7 protein-coding genes and 1 tRNA gene are annotated in these 12,231 nt (G+C 37.9%); 6 read left to right on the forward strand and 2 right to left on the reverse strand.

The genetic code is table 11. The features are described from left to right. Positions 1 to 70: 70 nt before the first annotated feature. Positions 71 to 3,415, reverse strand: a complete 3,345-nt coding sequence (locus I215_RS11145) for a glycosyltransferase family 117 protein (RefSeq protein ID WP_008992067.1) — start codon at positions 3,413 to 3,415, stop codon at positions 71 to 73. 257 nt (positions 3,416 to 3,672) lie between these two features. Between I215_RS11145 and I215_RS11150 the strand changes: the two genes are divergently transcribed. From I215_RS11150 to I215_RS11175, 6 genes are all read left to right on the forward strand, one after another. Further along, positions 3,673 to 3,744: transfer RNA gene (locus I215_RS11150), tRNA-Gln, on the forward strand. A 286-nt stretch (positions 3,745 to 4,030) separates the two neighbouring features. Further along, positions 4,031 to 4,492: a ribosome assembly cofactor RimP gene (gene rimP / locus I215_RS11155; protein WP_008992069.1), complete on the forward strand. Its 462-nt coding sequence runs from the start codon at positions 4,031 to 4,033 to the stop codon at positions 4,490 to 4,492. A 13-nt stretch (positions 4,493 to 4,505) separates the two neighbouring features. After that, positions 4,506 to 5,738 (forward strand): transcription termination factor NusA, encoded by a 1,233-nt coding sequence (nusA, locus tag I215_RS11160; protein ID WP_008992070.1) that lies wholly within the window; start codon positions 4,506 to 4,508, stop codon positions 5,736 to 5,738. Between the two features lie 42 nt (positions 5,739 to 5,780). Beyond that, on the forward strand, positions 5,781 to 8,696 hold the full coding sequence (gene infB, locus I215_RS11165; RefSeq protein ID WP_008992071.1) for a translation initiation factor IF-2: 2,916 nt from the start codon (positions 5,781 to 5,783) through the stop codon (positions 8,694 to 8,696). Between the two features lie 270 nt (positions 8,697 to 8,966). After that, positions 8,967 to 9,389 (forward strand): VOC family protein, encoded by a 423-nt coding sequence (locus tag I215_RS11170; protein WP_008992072.1) that lies wholly within the window; start codon positions 8,967 to 8,969, stop codon positions 9,387 to 9,389. Between the two features lie 238 nt (positions 9,390 to 9,627). Continuing rightward, positions 9,628 to 10,431 carry an endonuclease/exonuclease/phosphatase family protein gene (locus I215_RS11175; RefSeq protein WP_083852500.1) on the forward strand — a complete coding sequence of 268 codons (804 nt, stop codon included), beginning with the start codon at positions 9,628 to 9,630 and terminating at the stop codon, positions 10,429 to 10,431. Positions 10,432 to 10,451: 20 nt separating this feature from the next. On the opposite strand, the gene I215_RS11180 is transcribed toward I215_RS11175, so the two are convergent. After that, the gene (locus I215_RS11180; protein WP_008992074.1) at positions 10,452 to 11,789 is read right to left on the reverse strand and encodes an alkaline phosphatase PhoX; all 1,338 of its coding nucleotides are present in this window, start codon (positions 11,787 to 11,789) and stop codon (positions 10,452 to 10,454) included. Between the last annotated feature and the right edge of the window lie 442 nt (positions 11,790 to 12,231).

Below are 12,231 nucleotides of genomic sequence, written 5' to 3' on the forward strand. Positions count from 1 at the left end.
CAACTGAATTTTGGTTGAATTAAAAGTACTCCTAAGCACGTATTTGGTGTGCTTAGGAGTAGTTTGTTTTTTATTCAAGGACTGTGTCGAGTTCAATTATTGAAGAGTCTACTGGTATTTCAGGCGCTGCATCTCTGATGGGTTGTTGATTTTGTAGCTCCTGTTCTGTTGGTTCAGGCTGAGGAGATCCACCATAGAGATTGCTGAAACGATCTAAATATTCATTAAATGTCTGTGTTTCTGGCATTCCGAAATCTTGAGTATCGTATCGAACAACAATGTCTAAGAGACTTCTGTAACGCTGTACATCAGATACAATTTCTGAGGCGTACTGATACTGCTCCTCTACTGGTAAATGACTATAGTAATTAAGGCTTTCTTGGTATTTTTTAACAACATTTTGGTAAAGCTCTCTAGCTTTGTCACTTTCACCGACTTGGTAGTATCCTTGGACATATGGTTCTAAGAATACATAATACCCAAAATATCCGAAAGGCATTTTTTCCATGGCCAGATCTAAAACTTCCTTCGCGCGTTCTTTGTCACCTTGATTAAGAAGTTCTTCTGTTAATCTTGCCAAGTTTCCTCGATATGAGATACTGTTTTTTCTAGTTTCAGGATCGTGATAAATATCAGGTGATTGTGAATTACCCCAATGCCAGTCCTTAACAATATTATACATTAAATCTGGATCTAATCGTCCCATTTGGTACGGGTTATTTGGATCCACAGCTGTTTTAATCGGTACTAGTTTATAAACAAGACCATCTAATTGTAGGTAATCTTTCATCCACATATATTCCGCAGCATCGAAGCTACCTCCCGTAAAATAAATTGGACGTTCCCAGTTATTGTTTGCTAGTAAATCTAGCATTAACAATCTGTTCTTTGTAAGGGCAGTCTTTGGTAGATCAATGTCGATATAGTCAACAATTAGCGAAGAATCTTTTTCTTTTACCAATCCAGAATCCAAGACTGCCTGCTTATTTACAGGAACCCTAATCTTATTGGTAGGGTAGAATACCAAGTTGAGATAACTTTCAGGATATTGGCTTAGATCTCCACCCTGTTTTTTAATCAAGGTTCTAAAGGTGTTTTCATCATTACTCACCCAATCCATGAATCGTTTAATGTCCCAACGCTCATCGGTGAGTTGCTGGAAATATATCACATCACGAATACCATAAGCGTATTTATCATGAGTGAGTTGTGACGGAATCGGTTTGCTCTCATAGGCTGCCCTTTTCATTTGATCGATGTACCAATCGGTGGCAAATAAGCTGGTATTTATGGTACGAACGTCAGTGCGATAGCCTTCTATTTCTTGAGCATACCAAAGCGAAAAGGTATCATTATCACCAATGGTGAAAAGGATAGCTCCAGCATCTTCTTGAATAGAATCCAAATAAGATTTAGCCATAGATTGAGCGGTATAACGATCCGATCGATCATGGTCATCCCAGTTTTGACTTACCATCACCACTGGAACTGCGAGCACACAAATGGCGGTAACCACAGGTGCCAATATTTTTGGTGTTAGATATTTTTTAAATTCTTCAAATAATCCGTAGACTCCTAGTCCTATCCACATAGAAAATACAAAGAAAGATCCTACTAGTGCATAATCTCTTTCCCTGGGTTCAAATGGCCTCTCATTCAAATAGACCTTCAAGGCTAATCCCATGAATAAGAAAAGCATAAATAGAATCCAAAATAGTTGTTTGTCGCTTTTAAATAAGAATAATAAACCGATGATCCCCAGAATAAGCGGCAGGAAGAAATAGGTGTTTCTAGCTTTATTTTCTAATACATCAGATGGTAAGTGATCTTGAGATCCAAGATGCCACTGATCTACAAACTTAACACCGCTTAACCAGTTACCGTGGTTGTCTAGTTTTCCTTGAATATCATCTTGTCGTCCTACGAAATTCCACATAAAATACCTCCAATACATATAGCCCATTTGATACTCAAATAGGTAACGCATGTTTTGGGCAAAACTTGGTTTTTCAATAATAAGAAAACTGCTGAATTGCTTTATAAAGTCAACGTACTGATCCTCATCAATGGTTCCATTTTCTAAATCCATTTTGAATTGAGAAACCGCATCGGTGAGTTGTTTTTCTCCTCGGTATTGTGGTTTGACTTTCATTTCCAGTGGTCCAGTGATCCTCATGTAGTTTGCGGCGTGCTCACTACTCCACATTCGCGGTAAAAATCCTAGATGATCACTATTAGGAGCTACTCGAGCATCTTTATAATGGTTGACAATGATATATTTGCCTTGCTCATAATCTCTTTCGTATTTAGGCTTGTCGTCCTTATACGGATCATCTGGATCCTGTCCAGCAAAGGCGTCAGAATACATTGGCCCATAAATCAAATGGGTTTCAGGGTATTGCTCAAGGTTGTAATAAGCTAAGAGCTGTCTGGCATCAGTAGGACTGTTTTCATTGATCACAGTCCCCGCGTTGGCTCTGATAGGAATCATCATCCAGGTTGAAAATCCGATAAGAATAAACATCACACTCAGTGCAATGGTATTTAAGAGATTGTAATTCTTTTTTCTGGTATACCTAAGGGAGAAATAAAATAGTGCAATGACTAAGATCCCTGCAATGATCGTTCCTGAGTTAAATGGCAACCCAATACTATTGACGAAAAAGACTTCCAAATAACCGAAGAATTTCATCACATTCGGTAACAGCATTTTGAAAATAAATAGCAAGATACCTACTGAAACTAAGACGGCGATTATAAAAGATTTAGCCGTGGGTTTTTCATTGTTTTTAAAATAATAGATCATTCCCAGAGAAGGAATGGTTAAAAGTGCCATAAAGTGAACCCCAAATGATAGACCTACTACTAATGAGATAAGCACCAACCATTTGTGCCCTCTTGGGTTGTGCATATCATCGGCCCACTTGAGTCCTAACCAAACCATAATTGAAGTCAGAAGCATAGCCATAGCATATACCTCCGCCTCTACAGCGTTAAACCAAAAACTATCGGAGAATGTGAAGGCTAACGCTCCAACAAATCCACTTCCTAAAATGGCGATATAATTTCCAATGCTTAATTCTCCACCTCTTTGAGCTAATTTTTTGGTGATGTTTGTGATAGACCAAAACATAAATAAAATTGCGAAAGCACTTGAAAATACTGACATGTGATTTACAGTAACGGCTACCGCTTCTGCCTCAGTAGAGAACATTGCAAAGAATGCACCCATCATTTGGAAAAAAGGAGCTCCTGGTGGGTGACCTACTTGTAACTTAGCTGAGGTCGCTATATATTCTCCTGCATCCCAAAAACTTGAAGTTGGTTCTACCGTGAGATGGTAAGTCATTAAGGCTATGATAAAAACTATCCATCCCAGAATAGTATCCCATTTTTTAAATTGTTCTGCAGACATCTATGTTATTTTCTAAATATATAATATTATAGTATATAGCAAGCGAATTTAAGAAAATATATAAGAATGTAAATTACTTTTCAAAAATGTTAACAACCAAGAGCCTAAAGTTGACATTTCACGGGCTTTTTACCCACGAATTGTCAATTGGTTGTAGTGGTGATTAAAAAATATTTTAAAAATGTTTGTGCATATCAAACTTTGTTATAAATTTGCACCTGCTTTTACGGATGATACATTTTAAAAGCACATTTTACTGGCCTATGGTGTAATTGGTAACACAGCTGATTTTGGTTCAGTCGTTCAAGGTTCGAGTCCTTGTAGGCCAACAAAAAAGCCCTTAAAAACTACAATTTTTAAGGGTTTTTTTGTTCCTATAGGTAGCAAAGATTTGGAGGCTTTTTCCAAGAGCAATTTTTTGTTATTTATTGATTTTAGATCACCCTCAAAAATGCTGATAATAGTATGTTGTAAAGAGAGGGCGAATAATTTGATAACGAACAATTTACTTGTTGGGTAAAGTCGTATAATATTTTTTTGTATATTTGCACCGTTGAAAGTGAATAATCTATTTCAGAGGGGACGGGCAGTCCCCTCTTTTTATACTAATTATAGATGTTGAAAGACGAAGTAACAAGGCTTTTAAATGAAATTCTAGAAGAGAAACAGTCATTGTTTTTGATTGATTTTTCAGTAAGTTCCGACAATAAAATAAAAATAATTATTGACGGGGATAAAGGCGTTGCTTTAAAAGATTGTATGGATGTCAGTAGGCATGTAGAGCACAATTTGGATCGAGAAGAATTAGACTTCTCTTTGGAGGTTACCTCACCAGGTGCTACAGAACCTATTACACATCACAGACAATATCAGAAAAATATTGGTAGAAAGCTTGAAGTTACTACCAATGAGAATAAAATTGAAGGCGAACTTACAGCGGTAACCGCCAATGGATTGCAATTAGCTTGGAAGGCCAGGGAACCTAAACCGGTAGGTAAAGGAAAAGTTACTGTTAAGTACGAGAAAGAAGTCCTTTTTGAGGATATACAAGAAGCTAAAGTGATGATAAAATTTTAATTAAAGAACAGACATGGAGAATCTGGCATTGATCGAATCATTTTCTGAGTTTAAAGATGATAAGCTTATAGATCGTGTAACCCTAATGGCCATTTTAGAAGATGTATTTAGAAATGCGCTGAAAAAGAAGTTTGGATCCGATGATAATTTTGATATTATTATAAATCCAGACAAAGGAGATTTGGAGATCTGGAGAAATCGTATAGTGGTAGCTGATGACGAGGTTGAGGATGAGAATCAGGAAATATCATTATCCGAAGCAAGAAAGATTGAACCCGATTTTGAAGTGGGTGAGGATGTTTCTGAGGAAGTGAAGTTAATCGATCTGGGAAGAAGGTCTATTTTGGCTTTACGTCAGAATCTGATTTCTAAGATACACGAGCATGATAATACAACTATATACAAGCAGTTTAAAGATCTTATAGGAGAGATATATACAGCAGAGGTACATCATATCCGTCACAAGGCAGTTATTTTGCTCGATGATGAAGGAAATGAAATTATATTGCCAAAGGATAAGCAGATCCCATCTGACTTCTTTAGAAAAGGAGAAAACGTACGTGGGATTATTGAAGGAGTAGAGCTTAAAGGTAATAAACCTATGATCGTTATGTCTCGTACTGCTCCAGAATTCTTGGAAAAATTGTTCGAGCAAGAAATTCCAGAAGTATTCGATGGCTTAATTACTGTGAAAAAAGTAGTTAGGATCCCAGGCGAAAAAGCGAAGGTAGCCGTAGATTCATACGATGATCGTATTGATCCAGTTGGTGCTTGTGTTGGAATGAAAGGTTCTAGGATTCACGGTATAGTACGTGAATTAGGGAATGAAAATATCGATGTGATCAATTATACTAGTAATCCACAATTATTTATTAGTAGAGCATTGAGCCCAGCTAAAGTAAGTTTAGTAACTTTGAACGATGAAACCATGCACGCTGAGGTGCTACTGAGACCTGAAGAGGTGTCAAAGGCAATTGGTAAAGGTGGATTTAATATTCGTCTAGCGGGTCAATTAACAGGCTATGAGATAGATGTATTGCGAGAAGGTGTGGAGGAAGATGTTGAATTGACGGAATTCTCCGATGAAATCGAGCAATGGATTATTGATGAGTTTAAAAGAATAGGTCTAGACACAGCAAAGAGTGTGTTAGATAATGATATTGAAGATCTTATAAAAAGAACGGATCTTGAAGAAGAGACTATTCTTGAAATAGTTAGGATTCTAAAAGAAGAATTTGAAGACTAACTTTTGTATTAAGAATATAAAATTAGGATAACAAAAATTTATATGGCTGAAAGCGCAAAATTGAGGCTAAATAAGGTATTAAGAGAGTTAAACATTTCTTTAGACAGGGCTGTAGAGCACCTATCGTCAAAGGGTTTTGACATAGAAGCTAGACCTACAACTAAGATTACTAATGAGGTGTATAATGTTCTCTTAGACGAATTTCAAACAGATAGGAGTAAGAAGGTTGCCTCCAAAGAAGTCGGTGAGGAAAAACGTAAGGAGAAAGAGGCTATCCGTCAGGAATTGGAGAAAGAGAACGAGTTAAAACGCCAAAAGCAATTGGAGGAGGAGCAGGAAATTATCCGTGCTCGAGCTACGCTTTCTGGTCCTAAAACTGTTGGAAAAATCGAACTTAGCGGTAAGAAAAAAGATGATGCTGCAGCTGCTGATGCTTCTAAGGAAGAAAAGCCAATAGATAAAGTGGAGGAACAATCCCCAAGTTTGGAGACCAAGCCTAAAACTGAGACTAAGGCTGACCCGGTTGAAAAAGAACCTATTAAAGAGGAAAAACAAGCGGAGGAAAAAACGGCTAAAACTGAAACTAAGAAAGAGGAGAAACCCGCTGAAAAAACTCCTGAAAAGTCTACCGAACCAGTGAAGGATACTAAACCCGAAGAGGTGAAAAAGCCACAAGCGCCTAAGGCTGTTGAAACACCAAAAGCCCCCATCAAAACTAAGAAGATGATTGTTGATGATGAGGTGGTTGATTCAGAGCAAATCAAGACAAAGTATACCAAACTTTCTGGACCTAATTTTACAGGTGAAAAAATTGATTTATCTCAGTTTAATAAGCCTAAGAAGAAAAAAGAAACTAAAGAAGATCCTAATAAAAAAGGAGCCAAGTCTACGGGTTCTGCTGATGACAAAAAGAAACGTCGCAGAAGAATAAGTAAAGACAATAAAGATTCTCGTCCTGGTTCTGGTAATAATTCTGGTAACAGATTTAATAAGGATAATAACAAAAATAGACGTAAGGGTGCTGGTCAAAGAAGGCCAGTTGAAAAAGTGGAGCCTACTGAGGAAGAAGTACAAAAACAAGTACGTGAGACCTTGGAAAAACTTCAAGGGAAAGCCTCTAAGTCGAAAGGTGCAAAATATCGTAGAGAGAAGAGAGATTTTCACCGACAAAAAACAGAGCAGGAGATTGCACAACAAGAGGCAGAGAGTAAAACTCTTAGAGTAACGGAGTTTGTTACTGTTAGTGAGCTTGCTACACTTATTGATGTTCCTGTAACTAAAATTATCTCAGCTTGTATGTCATTAGGTATGATGGTGACGATGAATCAGCGTTTAGATGCTGAGACATTAACCATTATCGCTGAAGAGTTTGGATATGAAGTTGAGTTTATTACTGTTGACCTTGAGGATACAGAAGTAGAAAAAGTTGATGCTCCTGAGGATCTTGAGTCAAGAGCTCCTGTTGTAACAGTGATGGGTCACGTTGACCACGGTAAAACCTCTTTATTGGATTATATTCGAGAAGAGAATGTAATTGCTGGAGAGAGTGGTGGTATAACCCAGCACATTGGAGCATACGGAGTGACACTTAAAAATGGTCAAAAAATCACTTTCCTTGATACACCTGGTCACGAGGCCTTTACGGCGATGCGTGCTCGTGGTGCTCAAGTAACCGATATGGCGATTATTGTAATTGCAGCGGATGATGATGTGATGCCTCAAACCAAGGAGGCGATAAGCCACGCTCAAGCAGCAGGAATTCCAATTGTGTTCGCTATCAATAAGGTAGATAAACCAACTGCGAATCCAGATAAGATTAAAGAGGGTCTTGCAAATATGAATTTATTAGTTGAAGACTGGGGAGGAAAAATCCAATCTCAGGATATCTCTGCTAAGTCTGGTTTAGGTGTTCCAGAATTACTTGAAAAAGTACTTTTAGAGGCTGAATTACTTGAACTAAAAGCAAATCCTAATAAGAGTGCTGTAGGTGCTGTAGTTGAGGCCTATCTTGATAAAGGACGTGGATATGTGTCTACGGTCTTAGTACAAGGCGGTACTTTGAAAATTGGAGATTATTTGCTAGCTGGAACCCATAGTGGTAAGGTTAAAGCGATGCAGGATGAGCGAGGAAATAATATTCCTGAAGCTGGTCCTTCTACCCCAATTTCAGTGTTAGGATTGGACGGTGCACCACAAGCAGGTGATAAGTTCAATGTTTATGAGGATGAAAAAGAGGCAAAACAAATTGCAGCTAAGCGTACTCAATTACAACGTGAACAATCCGTTAGAACACAAAGACATATTACTCTTGATGAGATAGGAAGACGTATTGCTCTTGGTGAGTTTAAAGAACTGAACATTATCCTTAAGGGGGATGTTGATGGATCGGTGGAAGCATTGACTGACTCGTTCCAGAAACTCTCTACAGAGGAAATCCATATCAATATCATTCACAAAGCAGTTGGACCAATTACGGAATCCGATGTGCTTCTAGCCACCGCTTCTGACGCGATTATTATCGGGTTTAATGTTAGACCTATGGGTAATGCAAGAAGCATCGCGGATAAGGAAGAAATTGATATCAGAACATACTCTATCATCTACGATGCGATTAACGATCTTCGTGATGCTATGGAAGGAATGTTATCACCTGAATTGAAAGAAGAAATTACGGGAACTGCAGAAATTAGAGAAACCTTCAAAATTTCTAAAGTAGGTACTATTGCTGGATGTATGGTTACTGATGGTAAGATATACCGTAATTCTGGAATTCGTTTAATTCGTGATGGTGTGGTGATTTTCACGGGAGAACTAACTTCTTTGAAACGCTTTAAAGATGATGTTAAGGAAGTTTCTAAAGGGTACGACTGTGGTCTTCAAGTTAAAAATTATAACGATATTCAAATTGGAGATATTGTTGAGAGCTTTAGAGAGGTTGAGGTTAAGAAGAAACTTTAATCCTGCTCTTGGTAAGTATTTACAAGGTAAAATAAATTTAGTACACAAAATGGATGTTAGTTACCTAGCATCCATTTTGTGTTTTTACACTCATCTATTAGCCTTTTGATTTATTGTGGCAATTGTCGTATACCACACTAAAAAATGGCGGAATCTCCCCCTTAATGGTGTTTTTTTATGTTTTACTTTTGGTGTATGGTTTATCACGGTTTTAAAAACCTGTAAATCAAGTATAGTAAACACCATAGTATTAATCAAAACACGACTTTGATGAAAGTAAACATGTATTTAAATTTTGACGGAAATGCGGAAGAAGCCTTTAATTTTTATAAATCTGTATTTGGAGGTGAGTTTTCCTTTATGATGAGGTTCTCAGACGCCCCAGAAGGTGATAAGATACCCAAGGAAGAACAGAATAGACTAATGCACATTTCCTTGCCCCTGGGAGGGGATTCTGTTCTGATGGCTTCAGATATTATGCCTTCATCCGGTCATACCTTAGAGCGAGGGAATATGAATTATATATCGCTTCATACTGAAAGCCGAGAGGAAGCGGATCGTTTGTTTAATGGCCTTTCCAAAGGAGGTTCTGTGGAAATGCCCATGGAAGACCAATTTTGGGGTGATTATTTCGGGTGTTTCGTGGATAAATTCGGGATACACTGGATGGTCAATCATAACGATCAGTTCTGATCTATTTTATTTTTCATTGGTCCCCAAGTGAATTATTTATCATCTTAAGTTCCTTTTAGAATATTAAATCTAGAGGGAATTTTTTTAATTATTAGCGTAGGTCAAACGTGTTGTTTAAAAAATATCTGCAAGCTTTGGGAGAACCATAGATAATGTTTTAATTTAACCCTCTGTACGCCTTAATCTGTGCATACAAACAAAGATTAATGACATTTTGGTAATTTATAAACTGCATTCCATGTCTAGACTTTCAATAATTAGGATTCTATTAGTATTATGCATATTGGTGCCTGTACAATTAAAAGCACAACACGCCACCAAAGAGCGAAAAATTGTTAGGGTCTTGACACTTAATATACTACACGGCGCAACTACTAAAGGGGATTTTGACCTTGATGTTATTTCTGATGTTATAAACAATACGAAACCTGACTTGGTTGCCCTTCAGGAGGTGGATTATAAGACAAAACGTGCTAAAAACTTTGATTTGACCACCGAATTAGCACAGCGAACTGGAATGACTTCCTATTTTGCTAAAGCGATGGATTATGATGGCGGAGCGTATGGTGAAGGCGTATTGTCCAAATGGCCAATTTTATCGGCTAAGAATATTCCACTTCCGCACCAGCCAACTAGTGAACCTCGTGCAGCAGCTGAAATCACCATTGCCATCTCACCTGGAGATACCATTCGTTTTATTGGGACTCATCTTGATCATTTAAAAGATAATCGCGATAGAATGATGCAGGTACAGGCAATCAATCAAAAGTTAATTCCAGGTGATTACCCGTCCATTTTAGCTGGTGATCTAAACGATACCCCAGGGAGTGAGCCTATAGAAATACTTGAATCCAAATGGAGTGCGGCCTACCAAGAAACTACCCTTGAGCCTACTTTTCCCTCAGATGATCCTAAGGGAAAGATAGACTATATTATGTATACCCCTAAAAAAGCTTGGAAAGTACTTGAATCGAAAACGATATGCGATGAAATTGCTTCTGACCACTGTGGCTACTTAGTTGTTTTAGAATTACTTCCTTAAAGGGTGTAGGTACAATGAATTTAGCTGTGGAGTTTTTCCCAAGGCCCTGTAATAGCCACGGTCTCTCCGTTTTCTTGTAGGTTTACAAATAAGGTTTTGCCAGATGGTGAGAACACAGCACCGGCTAGTTCTGATTTACTGCTTTTATTAATACCGAACAACTTAATATTTCCATCTTGATCTATGATATGTAAGCGATTGGTTTCTCCATTATCCTCACAAGCCATGACATCTCCCCAAGGAGTAATAGTTAGATTATCACACATATGAAGGACCGTTTTATCTTCGGACTCAGCAAAGAGCTCCAAAGTGTTTTCTTTAAGGTTAATTTTAAACACTTGCCCGAATCTTTGAGGACCTCCATTGGTACAAGCAAAGTATATTTCATTATCACTATACCACATTCCTTCACCTCTAGCGAAACACGCAGCACCTAATTTCATTCCTCGGTATCGAAGGTCGTCTTCTTCTGGTGTTACATCATCGATGTCTATCCATTCTATGGGTAATTCTTTGTTTAGAGAGACCGTTTTTTCTTCCCAATTTCTAGTGTCCAAGGTTTTTTGATCGACAATTGCTAATATTTGTAGTCGACCCCCGGCATGTAAGTCATCTCTATCATTTGGAACAAATCTATACAATAGGCTATCGTGTCTATCCTCAGTTTGATAGATGTATCCAGTTTGAGGATCTACTGCTACAGCTTCGTGATTAAATCTCCCCATCTCCCTAATTGGCTTAGCATCCACAAGACTATCAGCATCTGCTGGAACGTCAAAAACAAAGCCATGGTCTTGCTCCACAAATTCGCCATCAGCATTACTCACATCTTCTTCACAAGTTAGCCATGAATTCCATGGGGTTACACCCCCAGCGCAATTGCGATAGGTTCCTGCTAAACTAAGAAATTGTTTTTCTACCACTTGAGTTGCCTCGTCATAAACTAGTGTCGTGGTTCCGCCAAGACCTGGTTTGGTGGATTTGCCAGCATCGTATAACTTGCTGGTATCTACTTTGTCTAGCCATTGGTTTTCATCACCAAAGGGGCTCTCTGATAAAGGAGAAAGGTTGATTTCATGATTTCTAATTAGGATTACCTTTTGATCAGTACCTTTAAATGCGCCCATTCCGTCTGGACGTCCAGGGACCCTAAGGCCATCAGTCATTGGATCTCCTTGCTTGGAAATAATTTTATAAGAAAATCCATCTGGAAGATCTAGATATCCCTCTGGGTCAGTCTTTAATGGTAGTTTTGTTGTTGCATTTGAAGTTTTGGACGATTTTAGGGTGCATCTTGATAGCGCTAAAAACCCTAAGGAAACAAGGGCAGTTTGTGTTACAAAGGTTCTTCGTTTCATAATTCGTTCGTTATTTTAGATTGCATTATAGGGATGAAATTTCTGCTGAATGTTTTTTGTATTTTACTTTACCTACCCAATAACACTTTATTCAAAAAATGATTAGATTCTCGCAAAATAAACAAAATTAACATCAACTCATGTTACATAATTGTAAAATGGGTATTAAATCCCTAAACTACAACGCAAGCAAGAAAATTAGAAAAAGAACGAATTAGAATTATAGGTTCAGGGCAAGGGTCAATGTTAGTAAAAGGATTCTGAGTCAAGAGATTAATTTCATAGCATTTTCAATCTAATGCAATGGTGGAATTTATCCTTAACCCCAAAAATTATTTGGTTATCGGTTTTGGTATTTATAAATCGAGCGTAAAACCCATTGATCGCTTTAGCCTGGATGGGATGTCAGCGACACACTACCCTTGGGAGAGGATGTATTGAC

The organism is Galbibacter marinus, from assembly GCF_000300875.1.
GTDB lineage: Bacteria > Bacteroidota > Bacteroidia > Flavobacteriales > Flavobacteriaceae > Galbibacter > Galbibacter marinus.